The sequence below is a fragment of the Amycolatopsis sp. DSM 110486 genome (assembly GCF_019468465.1).
Lineage (GTDB): Bacteria > Actinomycetota > Actinomycetes > Mycobacteriales > Pseudonocardiaceae > Amycolatopsis.
Genome location: NZ_CP080519.1, coordinates 2,863,714 through 2,883,795, shown reverse-complemented (window position 1 = coordinate 2,883,795; position 20,082 = coordinate 2,863,714). Strand labels below are relative to the sequence as shown.

General features: G+C 70.0%; 18 protein-coding genes. 14 read left to right on the top strand and 4 right to left on the bottom strand.

The window, feature by feature from the left end; genetic code table 11:
• The first annotated feature begins 2 nt into the window (after positions 1-2).
• Both K1T34_RS14080 and K1T34_RS14075 read left to right on the top strand, forming a co-directional pair.
• Positions 3-857, top strand: a complete 855-nt coding sequence (locus K1T34_RS14080; RefSeq protein ID WP_220244711.1) for an amidohydrolase family protein — start codon at positions 3-5, stop codon at positions 855-857.
• Between the two features lie 122 nt (positions 858-979).
• Positions 980-1,477, top strand: coding sequence for an RNA polymerase sigma factor (locus K1T34_RS14075; protein ID WP_220244710.1), 498 nt, complete (start codon positions 980-982; stop codon positions 1,475-1,477).
• A 45-nt stretch (positions 1,478-1,522) separates the two neighbouring features.
• Here the strand turns inward: K1T34_RS14075 and K1T34_RS14070 are convergent, their stop codons facing one another.
• Together K1T34_RS14070 and K1T34_RS14065 are read right to left on the bottom strand one after the other, a co-directional pair.
• A complete protein-coding gene (locus K1T34_RS14070; RefSeq protein WP_255638504.1) occupies positions 1,523-1,876 on the bottom strand; it encodes a VOC family protein in 354 nt (117 codons plus the stop codon).
• Between the two features lie 74 nt (positions 1,877-1,950).
• Positions 1,951-2,403 (bottom strand): MarR family winged helix-turn-helix transcriptional regulator, encoded by a 453-nt coding sequence (locus K1T34_RS14065; protein ID WP_220244708.1) that lies wholly within the window; start codon positions 2,401-2,403, stop codon positions 1,951-1,953.
• Positions 2,404-2,497: 94 nt separating this feature from the next.
• Here K1T34_RS14065 and K1T34_RS14060 point away from each other — a divergent pair, with 94 nt between their 5' ends.
• From K1T34_RS14060 to K1T34_RS14045, 4 genes are all read left to right on the top strand, one after another.
• A complete protein-coding gene (locus K1T34_RS14060; RefSeq protein WP_220244707.1) occupies positions 2,498-3,463 on the top strand; it encodes a ring-cleaving dioxygenase in 966 nt (321 codons plus the stop codon).
• Positions 3,460-4,065 (top strand): alpha/beta hydrolase, encoded by a 606-nt coding sequence (locus K1T34_RS14055; RefSeq protein ID WP_220244706.1) that lies wholly within the window; start codon positions 3,460-3,462, stop codon positions 4,063-4,065. The genes K1T34_RS14060 and K1T34_RS14055 overlap by 4 nt, the downstream gene beginning before the upstream one ends.
• Before the next feature lie 10 nt (positions 4,066-4,075).
• On the top strand, positions 4,076-5,212 hold the full coding sequence (locus K1T34_RS14050; protein ID WP_220244705.1) for a dipeptidase: 1,137 nt from the start codon (positions 4,076-4,078) through the stop codon (positions 5,210-5,212).
• A 68-nt stretch (positions 5,213-5,280) separates the two neighbouring features.
• The gene (locus K1T34_RS14045; protein WP_220244704.1) at positions 5,281-5,625 is read left to right on the top strand and encodes a lipopolysaccharide assembly LapA domain-containing protein; all 345 of its coding nucleotides are present in this window, start codon (positions 5,281-5,283) and stop codon (positions 5,623-5,625) included.
• A gap of 54 nt (positions 5,626-5,679) precedes the next feature.
• Here the strand turns inward: K1T34_RS14045 and K1T34_RS14040 are convergent, their stop codons facing one another.
• Positions 5,680-6,537, bottom strand: coding sequence for a maleylpyruvate isomerase family mycothiol-dependent enzyme (locus tag K1T34_RS14040; RefSeq protein ID WP_220244703.1), 858 nt, complete (start codon positions 6,535-6,537; stop codon positions 5,680-5,682).
• A 76-nt stretch (positions 6,538-6,613) separates the two neighbouring features.
• Between K1T34_RS14040 and K1T34_RS14035 the strand changes: the two genes are divergently transcribed.
• The 8 genes from K1T34_RS14035 to K1T34_RS14000 all read left to right on the top strand — a co-directional run bounded on the left by K1T34_RS14035 (position 6,614) and on the right by K1T34_RS14000 (position 18,738).
• Positions 6,614-7,405: an Abi-alpha family protein gene (locus K1T34_RS14035; protein ID WP_255638503.1), complete on the top strand. Its 792-nt coding sequence runs from the start codon at positions 6,614-6,616 to the stop codon at positions 7,403-7,405.
• Position 7,406: 1 nt separating this feature from the next.
• Positions 7,407-8,651: a DUF445 domain-containing protein gene (locus K1T34_RS14030; protein ID WP_220244701.1), complete on the top strand. Its 1,245-nt coding sequence runs from the start codon at positions 7,407-7,409 to the stop codon at positions 8,649-8,651.
• A 49-nt stretch (positions 8,652-8,700) separates the two neighbouring features.
• Positions 8,701-12,057: a patatin-like protein gene (locus K1T34_RS14025; RefSeq protein WP_220244700.1), complete on the top strand. Its 3,357-nt coding sequence runs from the start codon at positions 8,701-8,703 to the stop codon at positions 12,055-12,057.
• Positions 12,058-12,316: 259 nt separating this feature from the next.
• A complete protein-coding gene (gene ectA / locus K1T34_RS14020; RefSeq protein ID WP_220244699.1) occupies positions 12,317-12,820 on the top strand; it encodes a diaminobutyrate acetyltransferase in 504 nt (167 codons plus the stop codon).
• A gap of 38 nt (positions 12,821-12,858) precedes the next feature.
• The gene (gene ectB, locus K1T34_RS14015; protein ID WP_220244698.1) at positions 12,859-14,109 is read left to right on the top strand and encodes a diaminobutyrate--2-oxoglutarate transaminase; all 1,251 of its coding nucleotides are present in this window, start codon (positions 12,859-12,861) and stop codon (positions 14,107-14,109) included.
• A 27-nt stretch (positions 14,110-14,136) separates the two neighbouring features.
• Positions 14,137-14,532: an ectoine synthase gene (locus K1T34_RS14010; RefSeq protein WP_220244697.1), complete on the top strand. Its 396-nt coding sequence runs from the start codon at positions 14,137-14,139 to the stop codon at positions 14,530-14,532.
• 64 nt (positions 14,533-14,596) lie between these two features.
• Positions 14,597-15,499 carry an ectoine hydroxylase gene (thpD, locus tag K1T34_RS14005; RefSeq protein ID WP_220244696.1) on the top strand — a complete coding sequence of 301 codons (903 nt, stop codon included), beginning with the start codon at positions 14,597-14,599 and terminating at the stop codon, positions 15,497-15,499.
• A gap of 476 nt (positions 15,500-15,975) precedes the next feature.
• The gene (locus K1T34_RS14000; RefSeq protein ID WP_220244695.1) at positions 15,976-18,738 is read left to right on the top strand and encodes an AfsR/SARP family transcriptional regulator; all 2,763 of its coding nucleotides are present in this window, start codon (positions 15,976-15,978) and stop codon (positions 18,736-18,738) included.
• 677 nt (positions 18,739-19,415) lie between these two features.
• On the opposite strand, the gene K1T34_RS13995 is transcribed toward K1T34_RS14000, so the two are convergent.
• The gene (locus K1T34_RS13995) at positions 19,416-20,066 is read right to left on the bottom strand and encodes a DUF4190 domain-containing protein (RefSeq protein ID WP_220244694.1); all 651 of its coding nucleotides are present in this window, start codon (positions 20,064-20,066) and stop codon (positions 19,416-19,418) included.
• Positions 20,067-20,082 lie beyond the last annotated feature (16 nt).

Here is a 20,082-nt window from a genome sequence, read left to right as displayed (position 1 = left end):
GCATGATCGACGGTCGCTTCGTGGTCGACGCCCACGTCCACACCCCCCGGCTGCCCACGCTCAAACCGGCCTGGATGGACTGGGCCCGCGACTTCGCCGGCACGTACCCGTGGCGCACGGTCTACGACGACGCGGGTTCGGTGATCCCCGCCGCGATGGACGAGCTGATGGACTCCGAGGGCGTCGACCGCGTGCTGCTGTTCTGCGAGTACAGCCCGCGCGCCACCGGCATCCAGCCGATCGAGGACAACCTGCCGCTGGTCGCGTGCAACCCTTCGCGGTTTCGGTTGGTAGCGAACGTAAATCCGCACCTGCACCACCCGCTTCGTGACGAGGTCGCCCGCCAGCTGGACCTGGGCGCCGTCGCGCTGAAGCTCCACCCCGTCCACGGCGGCTTTTCGCCCGCGGACAAGGAGCTGTACCCCGTCTACGAGCTGTGCGCATCCGTCGGCGTGCCCGTCGTTCTGCACTCGGGCCTGTCGGTGTTCCCGGGCGCCCGCGCGAGCTTCGGCGACCCCGCCCTGCTGTCCGACGTGGTCGAAGACTTCCCGGCCGTGAACTTCGTCTTCGCCCACGGCGGCCGCGGCTGGTGGTACGACACCGCGGCCTTCATGGCCCAGTCGCGCCCCAACGTCTGGCTCGACCTCGCCGGCCTGCCGCCCAAGAAACTCCCGGACTACTACGCCCGCTTCGACCTCCCGCGGCTGGCCCGCAAGTGGATCTTCGGCACGGACTGGCCGGGAGTGCCGGGAACCGCCGTGAACGTCCGGTCGATCGCCGGGCTGGGCCTGCCGGAGGAAACGCTGGGGGACGTGCTGGCGGGTAATGCGCTGAAGCTGATGCCGGGGTTGAAGTAGCGCCACGTGCACCGGGGTGACCTGCGGATACGCGGAGTCGCCCGATTCGGCGGTCGTTCCGGTGATCGGGAGCCGGCGGGGGTGGTCAGTTCGTCTGCGTTTGCGGACGAAAGGACGTGGGCATGGCCGAGGACGGGGAGTTACGCCGGATTTCGGAGCTTGTCGTACGCGTGGTGGCCGCCGACCCGGGGCTGCGCGGCGACGCGGAGGACGCGTGCCAGACGGCGTGGGCCGAGTTCCTCGGGCGGCCGGACGCCGTGCACGAGCGCACACGCCTCGGCGCCTGGCTGACCACCGTCGCCCGGCGCCACGCCATCCGCGCTGTCGGCCGGCGGGCGCGGTCGGCGGAGGTCGAGGCGGCGTTTGCCCCGGCGGGCGCCGAGTCTCCGGAAGCGGCCGCGCTGGACAACGACGTGGCCACCGCCCTGTGGCGCACGGTCGACAGCCTGCCGGACCGCCACCGACGGCTGGTGTGGCTGCTGGCGCATCGGCCTGAGCTGTCGGTGCGTGAGGTGGCGGCTGAGCTGGGGATTTCGCCGAGCAGCCTGGGCAAGGTGCGGAGCCGGTGTCTTGCCGTGTTGAGGTATCGGCTCACTGCGCAGGGGTACACCTACCCGTGAGGGAACTCGCCCACCCGCGCAAAACCGCAGCTCAACAACCCAAAATCAATCCAAAATCTCATGCAGACACAAAACGTTCCCCTCCGAATCCGAGAACCACGCAGCCCTCTCATGCCCCACCTGCGCCACGTGGTCGACAGTCTTCAGCCCCTCCACGTCGACATCCTGGAACGTCACCCCCCGCCGCTCCAGCACCGTCATCTCCGCCGGCAGGTCGACGACCTCGAAGCTCAACGCGGTGTTGGGGCTCTGCGTCCCCTCGGGCATCAGCCGAAGGCCGATCGTCCCGGCCCCCGCGGCGAAGTACTGAGTCCCGTCCTCGCCGGTGTTCACCGGGGCGAGGCCGAGGGAGTCGGTGTAGAAGTGGGCGGCGCGGGTGGCGTCGGACACCGGGAGCATGGTGGTGATGGTCGAGTCGGTAAGCATGTCAGCAGCATGCGCCGACCAGGCAAAACGTCGGTAGGGCGCGTTTTTCAGCCGTTGGCCGAGCGCAGGGTGCGCATGGCGGCGGCGAGAGCCGCCGCGTCGTCGCCCAGGGGGCTCAGGACGATGCGGCGCAGGATTTCCGCGCAGGCCGAGCGGGCCTTCAGGGCCACGTCGAGGCCGTGTTCGGTCAGGGAGGCGAATGTGACGCGACGGTCGTCCGGGCTGGGGATGCGGCAGATGAGGTCCGCGGCGACCAGGCGGTCGGCGACCTTGGTGAAGCCGCCGCTGGAGAGCGCGGCCTCGGTGGCCAGGCGGGTCATCGGCATGCGGTGGTCGGGCGAGCGCACGAGTCTCAGCAGGATGTCGAACGACGCGGGCGCGAGGCCGAAGCGATCGGCGATCTCGCCCATCAGCTTGTCCTGCGTGGCGAGGTAGCCCTCGATCACGAGGCCCCACCAGGTCACGATCTCGTCGTCGTCCGTGCGCGGGTCAGGTGTCACGGCGCACACGCTACCGCACAGTCTCACCGGAATATATCTTGCGCGCGAGAGGTTTTGCGGGTTAGCGTTGAGCAACAGCACCCGAGGAGACCTGATGTCCATCAAAACGAGCGGGTTGCACCACGTCACCGCCATCGGCGGCAACCCGCAGCGCAACGTCGACTTCTACCTCCGGACCCTGGGGCTGCGGCTGGTGAAGACCACCGTCAACTTCGACGATCCGGGCACCTACCACCTCTACTACGGCGACCAGTCCGGCAAGCCGGGCTCGCTGATCACCTTCTTCCCCTGGTCCGACGCGCCCGCCGGTCGCCTGGGCACCGGCCAGGCGACGACCACGGCGTTCTCCGTGCCGGAGACCTCGCTCGGCTGGTGGCAGCAGCACCTGAAGACGCAGGGCGTGGAGACGAGCCAGATCCGCAACGCCGACAACGAGGAAACCCTGACCTTCCGCGATCCCGACGGTCTGCAGATCGCCCTCGTCGCGCACCCGCAGGGCGACCCGCGCGACCCGTGGGACACGAAGCTCGTCCCGGCGGAGAACGCCATCCGCGGCCTGCACTCCGTCACGCTCTCGGTGTCCAAAGAGGACGCCACGGCCGGCATGTTCACCGACGGCCTCGGCCTTTCCTTCCACAGCCAGGACGGCAACCGCTTCCGTTTCGAGGCGGGTGAAGGTGGCCCCGGCGCGCTCGTCGACGTGCTCGTGACACCGGAGACTCCGCGCGGCCTCGTCGCCACCGGCACCGTGCACCACGTGGCCTGGCGCGCGCCCGACGAGCCGACGCAGGCGGCCTGGCGCGAGGAGCTCGTGGACAAGGGCGTCAACGTCACGTCCATTTTGGACCGCCAGTACTTCCGCTCCATCTACTTCCGCGAGCCCGGCGGCACGCTGCTCGAAGTGGCCACGGACGCGCCCGGCTTCACGTACGACGAGCCGCTGCTCGAGCTCGGCCGCGCGCTGAAGCTCCCGCCGTGGCTGGAACCGCGCCGCGACGAGATCGAGCACATGCTGCCCAAGCTGAACCTCCCCAGCGAAAACAACCCGGAGCAGAAGTGAGCACCTTCGAGCACAAGTACGCGGAAGGCGAGCCGGACAAGCCCGTGTTGCTCCTGCTCCACGGCACCGGTGGCGGCCCCGACGACCTGCTCGGGCTCGCCCGCGAGCTGAGCCCCGGCTCGGCCACGCTCGCCCCGGCGGGCCCGGTGTCGGAGTTCGGTGCCGCACGGTGGTTCCGCCGGCTCGCCGAGGGCGTCTTCGACTACGAGGACGTCGTCAAGCGCGCCAACGACCTCGCCGATTTCGTCGAGGCGGCCAAGGGTGAGTACGACCTGAAAAACCGCCGCCTCGTGGCCGTCGGCTTCTCCAACGGCGCCAACATCGCCGCCGCGGTCACGCTCCTGCGTCCGGAAGTCCTCGCGGAAGCCGCGCTGTTCTCCGGAATGTCCCCGGTCCCGCAACCGCCCGGCCACGACCTTTCGGGCACCCGCGTGTTCCTCTCCAACGGAGAGCAGGACCCGATGGCCCCCTTGGCTTCCACCGAGGAGTACATCCGCTTGCTCAAGGAGCGGGGCGCCGAAGTGACCACGCACCGCCAGCCCGGCGGGCACCAGATCACGCTCGACGGCGTCCGCGCGGCCCGGGAGTGGCTCGCTCGCTAGGGTCGAGCCCATGACTTCTGGGGCACTCGAACGTGCGACGAACCTGCTGAGCACCACGATCCTGTCCGACGGTCACAACGACCTGCCGTGGGAGCTGCGGCTGCAGGGTGGACCCGACCCCGCAGCCGCGGCCGCGGCGCTCGACCTGACCGTGCGCCAGCCGTCGCTGCACACCGATTTCCCCAAGCTGGCCGACGGAAAGCTCAGCATGCAGTTCTGGTCGGTCTATGTGCCGTGCCAGCTCGCGGGCGACAGCGCCGTGACCGCCGTGCTGGAGCAGATCGAGCTCGTGCACCAGCTCGCGCAGCGCTATCCCGACCGGCTTGAGCTCGTCACCACGGCCGACGAGGCCGAAGCCGCGTTCGCCGCCGGCAAGATCGCGTCGCTGCTCGGCGCCGAAGGCGGCCACAGCATCAACGAATCCCTGGGCGTGCTGCGGATCCTGCGCCGTCTCGGCGTGCGGTACATGACGCTCACGCACAACTTCAACACCCCGTGGGCCGATTCCGGCACGGACGAACCGGCGCACGACGGCCTCACCGACTTCGGCCGTGAGGTCGTGCGGACGATGAACGAGATCGGCATGCTGGTCGACCTTTCGCACGTCGCGCCGAGCACCATGCGCGCCGCGCTGGAGGTCAGCACCGCGCCGGTGATCTTCAGCCACTCCTCGTGCATCGCCGTGAACGACCACCCGCGCAACATCCCCGACGACGTCCTCGCGCAGCTGCCCGGCAACGGCGGCGTCGCCATGATCACCTTCGTGCCCGCCTTCATCTCCCCGGCCGTCTCCGCGTGGGACGAGCAGCTCAAGGCCGCGATGGCCGCCGCCGGCCAGGAGTTCCGCGACCTCGGGCAGCGCGGGCGCTTCGCCGAGGCGTGGGACGGGCCGGCGAAGCCGAAGGCGACCGTCGCCGACGTTGTCGCGCACGTCGAGCACGCACGCGAGGTCGCCGGCATCGACCACATCGGCCTCGGCGGCGACTACGACGGCGTCGGCACGCTCCCGGAAGGGATGGAAGACGTCTCGAAGTACCCGGTGCTGTTCGCCGCCCTGATGGAACGCGGCTGGAGCGACGAGGACTGCGCGAAGCTCGCCGGCCGCAACTCGCTGCGGGTGCTGCGCGAGGTCGACCTCAAGCACTGAAACACCGGTACTCACCCGTTAGGGTTTCAGAACCGGCGATCGGCTGACCGCGGGCGGACAATCAGGGCATGTCCCACGCGCGAAGTGACAACCCTGAGGTGCCGGGTGTCGAGATGCCCGGGACCGACCCGATCACGACCGCACCTCCCTCGACCACGAAACGCAGGCCCACCCGGGTCAGCGGGGCCTGGATCTCGGCGGTCGTGGCCATCGTGCTGCTGGCGTTCCTGCTGGTGTTCATCCTGCAGAACCTCGACAGCGTCACGGTGCACTTCCTCGGCATGGCGGGCAACCTGCCGCTCGGCATCGCGATGCTCCTGGCCGCGCTCGGCGGCATGGTGGTGATCGGCCTGGTCGGCGGTGCCCGGATCATGCAGCTGAGGAAGCAGACCAAGCGTCAGCGGCAGCGCTGATCGGGGCGGTCAGGGTGGATGCCGCAGCCGCGACATCCACGGGGTAAATCTGTGTCAAGCGATGATCGAGATCATCTCGAGCATCGTCGCGCAAACGATTTCGTCGCCGTTCACCGTCACGCGATCCTCGACGTCGGCGGGTTTCACCATGCGCGTGCACAGCCGCCAGAAGGTGTCCGCGTCCGTGGTCACCGACGCCAGCGGGCTGCGTGAGGTCGGCGCGGCCCGGTCGAGCGTCCACCCTGCCGCCGACGCTGCCGAAGCGCGGGCGGTCCACTGGCCACCGCTCGGTCCAGTGACGGTGTAGCCGACCTGGCGACCGCTGCGGGCTTCCACGCCGCGCAGCGTGTGCGGCAGGGCGCGCATGAACGTGTCCACCACCGGCGCCCGGAACTCGGGCTCGTCGAGCAGCGTCGCGCCCACGGCTTCGCGGATCTGCTGCTGGTGCACCCACAGCTCCGTGTACTCGCGCGCCACGTCGAGCCACAGCGGCGCCGGCTCCGGGCCCGCCCACGTGACGGGCCCGCCCAGCTCGTCGAGGTCGTGGCGCTTCCACATGTCGGTGAGCTGCGCCGTGCTGTCCACGAGCAGCGCGAACAGCACCTCGGGCGAGAGCCGGCGGCACGCGCGCACCCACTCGTCGTTGATCCGGTGCAGAAACGACGGGAACGGCTCGGCCTCGCGGGGCTCGTCGACGTGGTAGCCGTCGCGGTCCCGGGAAAGCCGCCCGAGCTTGTCGCCCAGGATGTGGGCGGCCACGTCGTGCACGGTCCAGCCGGGGCACGCCGTCGGCGCGGCCCACTGGTCGGCGTCGAGGTCGGTGAGCACGCTGACCAGGGCTTGTTCCTCGCGGGCGAACAGCGGGAGGACGTCGATCGGCGGTCCCCAGGCGGTGGCGGTCATGCGCGCCATCCAACACCGGACGATCACGGGGCCGCATCGCCTACCCGCAGGTAGCATCAGCGCGGAGCACGAGGGGAGCACTCCTGTGGACAGTCAGCGACCGCACGGCCGAGGCTCGGCCGACGACGTGGTCAACGTGGCCCGCCGCGCCGGGCAGCTGGCCGGCTGGGCCGCGCGCACCGGGTTCGGGCTCACGCGCAAGCTGCCCGGGGTGGACCAGGCCGAGCGCGGGATCCGGCACGTGGAGCGCAGCCTGCTGAGCGAGCTCCGCCGCCGCCTCGACGAGGTCGACGACCCCTACCACGCGGCGCTCACCGCGGCGTCTGCCATGAACCGCGGTGACGGAGGCGGCCGCGTGGTCGAGTCCACCGTGACGCTGGTGCCCGCCCGCGAGCACGAAGAGCCGCTTCGCGCGGCGATGGCCGAGCTGCTCAACCACTCCATCGGCTTCGGCCGCGAGCGCGCCCGCGAGTACTTCTACGCGATCATCCTGCGCCAGCTCACGCCCGACGAGGCGCGCATCCTCGCCGCGCTGTCCGACGGTTCGCCGTTCCCCGCCATCGACGTCGCCGAGCGCACGAACCTCGGCGGCGCGGGCCGGATCGTGCTGCGCAACGCCTCGACTGTCGGCAAGGCGGCCGGGGTGTCGCTGCCCGACCAGGTGCCCGGTTACCTCACGCGGCTGATCGGGCTGGGCCTCGTCGACCTCGACGAAGAGGTGCCGGCGCTGGAGACGCAGTACGAGATCCTCCTGACCGACGAGACCGTGCGTGAGGTGGAGAAGCAGGTGAAGCGGGTCAAGGTGATCCGCCGGACCGTGCACATCTCCCGGCTCGGGGCTCAGTTCTGGCAGGCCTGCGACCCGAGCCTCGGCTAGCGTGGGCGCTTTCCTTTCGGGCCTGCTCGACGACTTCGCCCGCCACTGGCCGCTCTACGTTTCGATCCCCGTCGTCGCCGCCCTCATCGGGTACGGCACGAAGCTCGTGGCGATCCGCATGATGTTCCAGCCCGTGGAGTTCCTCGGGATCAAGCCGTTCCTCGGCTGGCAGGGCATCGTGCCGAAACGCGCGGCGCGCATGGCGAGCATCGCGTGCGACACGATGACCGAGCAGCTCATCAAGCCGGCCGAGATCGTCGCGCGGCTCGACGCCGAGCGGATCGCGCGGGAGATCGAGAAACCGTTGCAGGCGGCGGTCGAGGACATCGTGCGCGAGGTCGCGGGTCATTACCAGCCGGGGCTGTGGGAATCGCTGCCGGTGGGTGTGCAGCGGCTGGTGATCCAGCGCGTGCAGACCGAGTCGCCGCACATGGTCAAGGCCGTGCTGGAGCTCATCAAGTCCGATGTGGACAGTGTGTTCGACCTCAAGGGCATGGTCGTCACCAGCCTGGTAAAGGACAAGCGTCTGCTCAACCGGATCTTCCAGGAGGCGGGCGAGCAGGAGTTCAAGTTCATCGCGCGCTCGGGCCTGGTGTTCGGCGGGCTGATCGGCGTGATCCAGATGGTGGCGTGGGTGCTGTTCAAGTTCCCGCTGATCATGCCGTTGTTCGGGCTCTTCACGGGCTGGTTCACCGATTGGCTCGCGCTGCGCATGATCTTCTACCCGCTGGAGCCGAAGCGGTACTTCGGCGTGCGGTGGCAGGGCCTGTTCCTCAAGCGGCGCGCGGAGGTGGCCGAGGCGTACGGCGCGCTGATCGCCAAGGAGATCATCACGCCGCATAACGTGATCGAGGCGATCCTGCAGGGTCCGCTGTCCGACCGGGTGCTTGCGTTGATCCAGCGCCAGCTCGACGCCGAGATCGGCCGCGCGGCGAACGTCGCGAAGCCGCTGCTGGTGTTCGCCATCGGCAGCCGCCGCTACCAGGACGTGAAGTTCGCGATCTCCGAGCAGATCATGGCGCGCCTGCCCGACACGATGCGCTACATCGAGGACTACGCCACCGACGCGATGGACATTCGCAACGTGCTCGTCACCAAGATGAAGGAGCTCTCGCCCGAGGAATTCGAGCAGCTGCTGCGCCCGGCGTTCCAGCAGGACGAGTGGATCCTCATCGCGACGGGCGCTGTACTCGGGTTTTGTGTAGGAGAGGGCCAAGTTCTGCTGCTGGAGCACCTCGCCTCCTGAGCGCGCCGCTAGGGTGCTGCCGTCGGGGCGGGACGTCGAGGGGTGCGGCATGGGCGAGGGAGCGGCTCCGTGGCCGCAGGAGATCCGGCTCGCGATGACCATGGTCGGGGGCGCGAGCCTGGCCGTGTGGATGAGCGGGGTGGCCGCCGAGACGTCGAAGCTGTTGCAGGCGTCGCGCTCTTCCGAGCCGAGTGGTGGGTACCGGAAGCTGCTCGACCTGCTGCGCGCGAAGGTGCGCCTCGACGTGCTCACCGGGACGAGCGCCGGCGGCGTCGGCGCGGCGGGGCTCGGGCTGGCAGAGGCGTTCCGGTCTTCGCCGGCGCCGTTGCGCGACGCGCTGGTGGCCGACGCCTCGCTGGCGAACCTGATCCGCGACCCGAAGGAGGCGCAGCCGCGCTCACTGCTCGACGGCGACCAGTTCCTGGGTTGCCTCGACGGCGCGTTCCGCGCGATCGTCTCGGGCGGCACGACGCCGGCCGAGGCGCCGGACATGACGCTGCTGCTGCCCGGCACGATGATCGACGGTGAGACCGTGCGCTACGACGACGCGCTCGGCAACCTCGTGCGCGACACCGAGCACCGCATGCTGTTCCGCTTCGTCGGTCCACTGTGGAACAACCAGGTCACGGCGCCGCTCGCGCTCGCGGCGCGCTCGACCGCGTCGTTCCCCGGCGCGTTCGAGCTGGCGCGGCTGCCGGTCGGCCCTCGGGTCGCGGACCGGCAGCACCCGGACATGACGGACTACACCGAGCTCACGCGCTCGCACTGGCTCACCGACGGCGGCGTGCTCGTGAACAAGCCGCTGCGCCCGGCGTTGCGGGAGATCTTCGAGCTGCCGTCTTCGTCGGACGTGCGGCGGCTGCTGCTCTACGTGGTGCCCACCGTCGAGGCCGAGGCGGCCGCGGTGCCGGTGGATCCGGCGAACCCGCCACTGCTGGGCGCGGCGCTGGCGAAGGTCGTCTCGACGGTGATCAACCAGACGATCAGCTCCGATCTGGAGGAGCTCACCGCGCACAACGACGCCGTGGTCGCCACCCGCGACACTCGCGTTTCCCTTGCCGCGCTGGGACTTCGCGGCGGCGAACTGGTGGACCGCCGCGTGATGGCGGCCTACCTCGACCGGCGCGTCGCCGAGGACGCGGCCGAGCTGGTGCGCACGGCCACGCGGTACTACGCGCTGTCCACTGTGGATAGCAAGGATCCAGGCTGGGCCAAGGGGATTTCGACGGAACTGCGCTCGGTAGCAGCCGACGGTCTCCGGCACGGCATGCCGGCGAAGGCGCCGGGAGCCGGGTGCCAGGTCGAGGACCTCGCCGCCTTCCGCACCACGGCGCTCGACGATTCGGTTGCCACGGGCCTGCAGCTGGTCAACGCCGCGTTCCACCTCTGCCCGGACGGGCAGCAGGCCGCGACGCTCAACGACGTCCGCGCACGCCTGCACGCGGCGCGCAGCAAGGCCGCGCGGGGCATCCGCATCTCGCCGTGGGTGGCGAAACACGAACCGCCGGCCGCGGGCACCTCGGCGGCCGACTGGATCGCGCAGCTGGCGCGGGAATGGGCTCAGCTGGGCAAGTCGGACGCGCTGCGCGAAGCGTGGCCCCTGGTCACGGGCGCGCTACGCGACGCGGCGCCGGTGCTGCGGGAGCTGGCGAGCGACCCGCTGGCGACGGCGGCGGTGCTGAAGATGAACGGGCAGGCGCCGCCGCAGCAGACCGACGGGGCCAAGCTGGACGCCGAGGTCGCCGGCGTGGTGGCCGACGCCGTCGACACCGTCACGACGCTGGTCGGCTGGTTCGGCCTGGCCGAGGATCCGGCTCAGGATCCGGCTCAGCCGGAGGACCCGGCGCGCCAGGGCGACGCAGCCCAGCGTGCGGTCCCAGCGCAGCTTGCGGTCGCAGCCCAGCCTGCGGTGGCAGTACAGCCCACGGAACCAGCGCAGCTTGCGGTCGCAGTGCAGCCCGCGGTGGCGCCGCAGCCCGCGGTCGTAGCCCAGCCGGAGGACGCAGCCCCGCCCGACGACCCGGCGCAGGCCGCGGTTGCAGTGCAGCCCACGCACCCGGCCCAGTCCAACGACCCGGCCCAGTCCGTCAACGACCACACCCTGATGTCCCGCCTGATCCTCCTGCACGTCGCCACCCGCGGCCTGCTCGCGCAACCGCCGTCGGTCGACCAGCGCGTGGACCTGGTGCAGGTCAGCGCCGATTCCCGCACGCTGCTCGACCTCGGTCGCCAGCGCGGCTGGGACAAGCTCACCGGCCTGCAGGCCGACTACTTCGGCGCGTTCTACAAGTCCTCGTGGCGCGCGAACGACTGGATGTGGGGCCGCGTCGACGCCGTCGGCTGGCTCGTGCAGTGCCTGCTCGACCCGCATCGGCTGCGGGTGCTGCGCAACGTCGTCGGCCCGGAGGCGTTCCGCGCCGAGGTGCGCGAGGCGTTCACCGCGGTCGGCTGGCAGCTGCCGAGTGTGGCCGACAACGTGCCGGCCGCCGACGTGCAGTCGCTCGTCGCGCAGCTCGGCGAGGAGCTCGCCTTCCTGGGCCTCGACGCGCAGCTGGCGGACGCGGCGTTCAGCGACGACCTGCCGACCAGCCTGCCGGTGACGTCGATGGTGCTCGCGCGCGGCCGCCAGCTGGAGATCGCGCGCGAGGAGCTGCCGGTCGTCGCCAAGCAGGCGGCCGACGACGCGGCCGAGGGCAACGGCAAGCCGTCCGCGGTCTTCCGCACGGTCATGGCCACGCCGCCCGCGGACGCCGCCGCGACACAACGCGCGTTCCAGGCCTGCCAGGTCTCAGCCGAACGCTTCGAAGGCGAACGCGGCACGATGCTGCTCACCAAAACGCTCGTGAAGGCCGGCGCGACGGGCGTCAACGCCGCCGCGGGCGCCACCCGCGTGCCGACGTCGCTGCAGCCCGCCGCGAAGGTGGCCCAGGCGACCGGGCGCAGCGCGTGGTGGGTCACGCAGGGCGCGTCGAAGCTCGGGCGCCCGTGGAACCTCATCGCGGCAGCTGTGACGGCCGTGGCGGGCCTCGTGCTCGGCGGCAACGGCGGCCAGGTGCTGCAGTGGGTCGGCCCGCCCGTGGCCGCCGGTGCGGTCGTGTTCCTCGTGGTGAGCCTGCTGACGCTGAAACGCACGTGGCGCATGGTGCTCACGCTGCTGTGCGTGCTGGTGGTGGCGGCGTTGCTGTTCGCGGCGTTCCTGCCGCCGCTGGCGCAGCCGATGTTCGGCTGGCTCGGCACGGTGGTCGCGGGCTGGCGCCGCGGCGAGGCGCCCGTGTGGTGGCTGCTCGTGGTGCTGCTGCTCGTGCTGCCCGCCGTGTGGACGCCGATCGCCGCACTGCGCCGCCGCACGCGCACGCGGAGTACTCGGCGCCAGGTCAAGGGCAGCGGGATCACCCGCCGCACCTGAGTGGTCACGGCCGAGACGCGCCGTCTGGTCAGGGGCGGTGTTCATCCGTCTTGCGCCGAACCGCGTGACGCGTCATGGTCGGGGAGTACAGGCCGCTCGCCACGGCGAGCGGTCCAATCCCACGTCTTGCCCCGAGACGCTGTCGATCAAACGTGTTTGTGGGGCTCCTCACCGAACATTTCACGTCCCCGCAGGTGAGCAGGGTGGGCGTGGCGCGCGTCGCTGGCGGCGTGAAAATTCTCTGTTACGTTTCCTGAGTATGTCCGGAAAGCACTTGATCGAACCCCCGACCAAGGCCGATGGCGCCGCCCTCTGGCGAATCGCGCGCGATTCGCAGAAGCTTGATCTCAACTCTCCGTATGCATACCTGCTGTGGTGTCGCGATTTCGCGGAGAGTTCGGTGGTCGCCCGAGTCGAGGCGGAGGCGGTGGGTTTTGTCATCGCCTACCGGAGGCCGTCCGAGCCCGACGTCGCGCTCGTGTGGCAGGTCGCGGTCGACTCTTCGCAGCGCGGGAAAGGCCTGGCCGGGCAGTTGCTCGACGCCTTGTACGCCCGCCTGGTCGACGACGGGGTGCGTTTCCTCGAAACCACGATCACCCCTGACAACGAGGCTTCGATCCGTCTCTTCGCGTCGTTCGCGAAGCGGTGGAACGCCACGCTGAAGAGCAGCAGGCTGTTCGAAGCCGAAGATTTCCCGGAAGATGGCGAAGGTGGGCACGAGCCCGAAAACCTTTACCGCATCGGGCCGTTGATCCGTCAATAAGCCGTGAATTTCGGGTCGAGTAGGAGCAAAGAAACGTCATGAGCATCTTCGAAGAGCTCGAATCAGAAGTCCGAAGTTACAGCAGGGGGTGGCCGGTCGTCTTCGACCGCGCGCAGGGCAGCTGGCTGTACGACGAGGACGGCAAGGCCTACCTCGATTTCTTCGCGGGTGCCGGCGCACTCAACTACGGCCACAACAACCCGAAGCTCAAGGCCGCGCTGATCGACTACATCCAGCGCGACGGCGTGACCCACGCGCTCGACATGTACACCGTGGCCAAGCGCGATTTCCTGGAGGCGTTCCAGCAGAAGATCCTCGCGCCGCGCGAGCTGGACTACAAGATCGTCTTCCCCGGTCCCGGTGGCGCCAACGCGGTGGAAGCCGCGCTGAAGCTCGCGCGCAAGGTGACCGGCAAGGAGTCGGTCATCAACTTCACCAACGCGTTCCACGGCATGACGCTCGGTGCGCTGTCGGTCACGGGCAACTCGATGAAGCGCGGCGGCGCCGGCGTCCCGCTCGTGCACGCCACCCCGATGCCGTACGACCGCTACTTCGACGGCACGATCCCCGACTTCCTCTACTTCGAGAAGCTGCTCGAAGACTCCGGCAGCGGCCTGAACGAGCCCGCCGCCGTGATCGTGGAGGGCGTGCAGGGCGAGGGCGGCATCAACGCCGCGCGCCTCGCCTGGCTCAAGGGCCTCTCGGACCTGTGCGAGAGCCACGACATCCTGCTGATCCTCGACGACGTGCAGATGGGCTGCGGCCGCACCGGCCCGTTCTTCAGCTTCGAGGACGCGGGCATCAAGCCCGACATCGTCTGCCTGTCGAAGTCCATCGGCGGCTACGGCCTCCCGATGGCGCTCACGCTCATCAAGCCGGAGCTCGACGTCTGGGAGCCCGGCGAGCACAACGGCACGTTCCGCGGCGTCAGCCCCGCGTTCGTGACCGCCACCGAGGCGATCAACCTCTACTGGAGCGACGACGAGCTCGAGAAGTCCACGAAGGCCAAGGGTGAGCGCATCGCCGCCGCCTTCAAGGACATCGTGGAGGCCTACCCGGACGCCAACCTGGTGGCGAAGGGCCGCGGCCTCGCGCGCGGCATCGAGTTCGCGAACGGCGACCTGGCCGGCGCGGTGTGCAAGGAAGCGTTCGAGCGCGGCCTGCTGATGGAGACGTCCGGGCCCGACGGTGAGGTCATGAAGCTCCTGCCGCCGCTGACGCTGACCGACGACGAGCTCACGCAGGGCCTGTCGATCATCAACGACTCCATCGCCGCCGTCCTCAAGTAATCCCGAACAACAGGTAAGGAGCGACCTTTGCTGGTCCGCACGCTCAACGAAGTCACCGACACCGACGCCGACATCAAGACGCCCAACTGGCGCAGCAAGCGCATCATCCTCGCCAAGGAGGGTCTGGGCTTCTCGGTGCACGAGACCACGCTGTACGCGGGCACGGTGAACGACTTCTGGTACGCCAACCACATCGAGGCCGTGTTCATCACCTCCGGCGAGGGCGAGGTGGAGAACAAGGCGACCGGCGAGGTCTTCCCGCTGGCGCCCGGCACCATCTACGTGCTCAACGACCACGACAAGCACCAGGTCCGGCCCAAGACCGAGATCAAGTGCGTGTGCGTGTTCAACCCGCCGGTCACCGGCCGCGAGGTGCACGACGAGAACGGCGTGTACCCGCTCATCGTCGAAGAAACCGCCTGAGCCTTCCCGGCTGCTGCCGCGACCACCACGCCGAACGAACGCGAGAACCAGGAGGAGAGCAACTGTGACGCTGACGGACACCCGGGTCGAAGACGGGTACCCGACCCGGATCGCCGGTACGCCGGAGCAACTTCCGCGCGTGCACCCCACGGTGTGGGGTACCGAGGCAGACGGTCCCATCGACGCCGCGACCCTGGCCAACCACGAGGCCAAGGGCTACACCGTCGACGAAGGCCTGCTCTCGCCCGGTGAGGTCCAGACGTACTGGCAGGAGCTCGTGCGGCTGTCCTCCGATCAGGAGCTGCGGGCCGACGAGCGGGTGATCACCGAGTCGAGGACCGGCGAGGTCCGGTCCATCTTCGACGTCCACGTGATCTCGGACCTGATCGCGGAGCTCGTGCGCGACCCGCGGGTCCTCGACCGGGCCCGGCAGATGCTGGGCTCGGACGTCTACATCCACCAGAGCCGCGTGAACTACATGCCGGGCTTCAAGGGCACGGGGTTCTACTGGCATTCGGACTTCGAGACGTGGCACGCCGAGGACGGCATGCCGACGCCGCGGGCCGTCAGCTGCTCGATCGCGCTCACGGACAACTACCCGTACAACGGCGGGCTCATGGTCATGCCGGGCTCGCAGCGCACATTCGTGCAGTGCGCGGGCGAGACGCCGGACGACAACTACAAGAGCTCGCTCAAGGACCAGCGCGTCGGTGTGCCGGCCGAGGACGACATCACGAAGATGGCGGCCGAGTGCGGCATCGACCAGTTCACCGGCACGGCGGGCACGGCGTTGTGGTTCGACTCCAACGTGATGCACGGGTCGTCGAACAACATCACGCCGTACCCGCGCTCGAACATCTTCCTGGTGTTCAACAGCGTCGAGAACGCGCTACAGGAACCTTTCGCGGCAGCCAGCCCGAGGCCGTCGTTCATCGCCGGCCGCGACGCCACCCCGGTGCGCCGGTGACGAGGGTTACCTCCGCGCGGCGGCGGGTCGCCCGTAGCCGTGAATGTGCACCCTGTTACTTTGTCGCCACTCCGCACGGGCCTCGTGGGTCCGTCGCGGAGGAGCTGTCCGTGGCAGTCCGGGTTCCTAGCTCGGGGTGAGCCCACCCGTCCCGCCCGGGCAGCATTGAGGTCGGGTGGACCGCGCCCCCTGGCGGCCCAGCCGACGTCACCGAGTCCGGCCCCGCACCATCAGATCGGGACTGATGGTGCGGGGCCGGATTCGTTTTGCCCGGGGCTAAGTCCGTTACGACATTCGGGCTACGGCCGCTGCTCGGGCGGGAAAACCGTGCGCACAGCCGAGGAAACAGCGACTGACACGTGGGTGTCCGGCGTGTGGAGTTCACGAAAGAGTTGTGTCTGTCAGCTCAACACCACGGTAGGTTGTGCCTCCTGGCGGGGGAGACGCCGGAACCAACCGGGGAGGTGCGCGCGAGCATGGCCGAAAACGCGGGCGCGCACGTGCAGCTGCTCGGCCCCGTCACACTCCTCGACGGTGCACGTGCAGTTTCCATCGGCGGTCCCGGTGTGAAAGGCCTGCTCGCGCTGCTGGCGTTGAAGGTCGGCAAGGTCGTACCGCTCGAGGAGATCATCGACGCGCTGTGGGGCCACGACCCGCCCGCCACCGCGCGGACGATCGTGCACGGCAACGTCTCGCACCTGCGCCGCGTGCTGCGCGACCTGGGAGGTGACTCCGTCGCGGAAATCCTCACCAGCCCGCCCGGCTACCAGCTCGCGGTGGATCCGGCGCGCGTCGACGTGCACCACGCCCGGGCCCTGCTGGACAGCGCCGTGCTGGAGCCGCCGGAGCAGGCGTCGACGCTGCTGGGCTCGGCTTTGGCTCTGTGGCGGGGACCCGCACTGTCCGGCGTGCCCGATTCGGTGCGGGCGCCCGAACTTGAGGACCTGCGCCTCGCGGTCCACGGCGCGCGCGTGGACGCCGACCTGGAGCTGGGCCGCCACAACGAGCTGATCGTGGAGCTCAGCCCGCTCGTGCGCGCCGACCCGCTGGCCGAGCGCACGGCCGGGCAGCTCATGCGCGCGCTCTACTACGCCGGCCGCCGCGGCGACGCGCTGGAGCTCTACCGCACGGTCTCGCGCGCCACGCTGCGCACGCTCGGCGTCGAACCGGGTGGCGACCTGCGGTGGCTGCACGAGCGCGTGCTCAACGACAACCTGAACGTCGCCGTCCCCGAAGCCTCCGCGCTCGTGAAAGCGCCTTCACAACTGCCGGCCGCGGTGCCTTCGCTCGCCGGCCGCGACGCCGAGCTGGCGTGGCTGGACGGCCTCGCCCAGACCGGCGAGAGCACCGTCGCGGTGGTGTCCGGGACGCCCGGCGTCGGCAAGAGCGCGCTGGTGGTGTGGTGGGCCCACCGCGCGGCAGCGCGCTTCCCGGACGGCGTGTTGTTCGCTTCCCTGCACGGTTTCGACCCGCGGCACGCGCCGCTGGAGCCCGCGGAGCTGCTCACGCAGTTCCTGCTCGGCCTGGGCGTCGCGACGGGTGATGTGCCAGAGCAGCTGCACGAACGCGTCGCGCTGTACCGGTCGCTCATCGCGGGCCGCCGCATGCTGGTGCTGCTGGATGACGCGCGCTCCGCCGAGCAGGTGCGGCCGTTGCTGCCGCCGGGTTCGCGGTCGATGACCGTGGTGACGAGCCGGTCGAAGCTCGAAGGCCTGGCCGTGTCGAACGCGGCGCGGCTGCGTGTTCTGGGCACTTTGGCGCCCGACGACGCGGTGCGCCTGATCGAAGAGCTGGCCGGGCCCGCGGATTTCGACCTGAACCACGCCCTGGCGCGCTTGTGCGGCTACCTGCCGCTGGCCCTGCGCATCGCCGGCGCGCGGTTGTCCTCAAGTCCACAGTGGACCGCTCAGGACCTCGTCGACGAGCTGGGCAACGAACGCACCCGCCTCGCCGCTCTGGAGGTCGACGGCGCCGACGGCGGCGTGCGTGCCGCGTTCGACGTCTCCTTCCGCGGCCTCCCTTCGGACCTGGCGCGTCTCCTGCTGCAGCTGGGCGTCCTGCCGGTCCGCCGCGTCGGCCCTCACCTGGCGGCCGCGGTGGCGTCGATGCCCGTCGACCGCGCGCGCCGCGCCCTGCGCACCCTGGCGGCGCACAACCTGCTGACCGAGACGGCCCGCGACGTCTTCGCACCCCACGATTTGGTGCGGCTCTACCTGAGGGAGCTCGCGGAGTCCGAACTGGACAGTGGTTCGACGGAAGCGGTCCTGGTCCGCGCCGTGCACTTCTACCAGGCCGCCTCCGACACGGCCCGCCGTCGAATGCTGCGCATAGTCGACCCGCTCGACCTGACGGACCTGCTGCCCGCCGACGCCCTCCCGGAGCTGAACACGTTCGACGAGGCCCAGGACTGGTTCGAGGCCGAGTGGCCCAATCTCCTGGTGGTGCTGGACGCCGCGTATTCCGCCGCGTTGTACGGCGACGTCTGGCGCCTCGCACGGGTTTCGCACACCTACCGAGTGGTCTGGCCCCTCTTGGACGAGTGGACCCGCCTCGTCGACCTGGGCCTGGCCGCCGCCGAGGCTTCCGGCGAGACCCTTGGCCAGTGCTGGATGCTCATCTCGCGCTGCGCCATCGCCCTGACGTTCGAGCTGCCCCAGGCCCGGCCCGCCGACGCCGAACGCGCCCTGGACCTCGCTGTGAAGCTCGGTGACAAACGCTCCGTCACGGTCGCCAACATCCACCTCGGCAGCGTGCTGTCCCTGCTGTCCCGCCACGACGAAGGCATCTCCCGCCTGCTGGAGGCCATCGCCGAAACCGAGCGCACCGGCGACCTCGAGCTGCGGGGGCAGGCGCTGAACAACTGCGCCGAGACGGAGAAGCGCGCCGGCCGCTTCGAGGACGCCGTGGTGCATGAGCTGGCTTCGCTGGCGATCGACCGGGAGCTGGGGAACGACAGCTACGCGGTGGTTTCGCTGAACAACCTGGCCGACCTGTCGCAACGCTTGGGGGACTCGGCTACTGCGTCGCGTTATGCGTGGGAGGGGATCGATCTCGCGCACGCCCGCGGGTTCGACCTTCACGAGGCGATCCTTCGGGTGACTCTGGCACGGATCTTGCGCGCTTCGCCGGCGACAGCGGGGTTGGCTCGGGAGCAGTACGCCTTGGCGGCGGTGCTGTACGGGCGGGTGAATCCGGCTCAGGTTCCGGAAGTGCAGGCGGAGGCTGCTGAGCTGGAGTGAGCGGTTTGACTGGTTCGACCGATTCGCTGATCACTCGGCTACCTGCCGATGACCTACGCATTCACCACTTCCGCGGCGCATCTGCACGTCGCCTCCTGGGCCCTCTCCGAAGTTGTCCACACCCATCTCGGAGTTGTGGACAACTCGCCCCCTTGGCGGCCTGGCCAGCGTTTTTGTCGGAGGCCGCCGATAGAATGGGCTTGGGGACGCCCCCCTCGGGAGGGCGGGGGCTGTCTGTCGGGGCCGGAGGTCTGCCGGGCGCTGGGAGTCGCCGACCGTCGGCGTGTGGAGATCGGTTGAAGATCGGCCCGCGAGGGTTGCGCAAGAGGTTTCTTGCACAGCGTTCACCTGCGTTTGCGCAGGTCGGGGATACCCTGGCTGGGCATACTTAGTGGTTTCTTAGCGTCCGAGGGTGTGGGCCGCGTAGGGTCGAAGGCGGTGTCGGCGGAGCCCTAGGGGAGGGGCAGGCTGTGAAGCTGGCGCCGCGGGTCCGCAGTCGCGTGCGGCGGGTCCGGAAGAGCCGCCAGGAGCGGCTCGGCGGCGGTTGGCCGGCCGACTTGGGGGTAGGCCGGCCGGCCGCCAGGCCCCGAGGCGACGGGAGCACCTGGGGGCGGGCAGTCGAGCATCGCGGGGCCGAGCGATCGAACCGGACGTCCCCAGCGAAACCCGGCCCGATCTCACCCCACGTTCGCCGTGCACAGCGCGATGGTCGAACCACTGCTGTCGGCCACCGTCTTGCCGTCCACCAGGATCGTGCAGGAGATCTGGTTCACGACGCTGGCGTTGGCGGTGTCGGCGGTCAGGCTGAGGATCGGGGTGCCGCCGCTGAAGGAGCCGTGGCCGTGCCACTGGTCGGTGCTCGCGGGGGCCGACTCGGTGCGCTGGTCGTTGAGCGTGCCGTAGCGGACGGTGGCGCCGCCGGCGGAGGTGACGACGAAGTCGACGTTGTGTTCGTCGCCCGGGGTCGGCGGGATGTGGAGGTCGCCGGCGCTGCTGGTGCCGAAGACCGACGGGAACAGCACCATCGTGGCCGACAGCAGGGCCGCGATCACCGCGACGATCACCGCCGTCACCGCGATGCCCCGGCCGGCCGCTTTGCCGCGCGTGGACTGGACCGTGCCGACGATCCCCAGCACCAGCCCGACGCCCGCGAGCGGCCACGCGACGAAGCCGTAGTCCGCCGCGATCGCCGCTCCGATCGCGACCAGGCCGAGAACCAGGCCGACGATGCCGAGCACGTTCGGCTTCGGCTTGGGTGGAGTGCGGTTCGGCGGCGTGGGCAGGACGCCACCGGGTGCGGCCGCGAGCCGGGGATCGGGCGGGATCACCCGCCAGGAGCCGGAG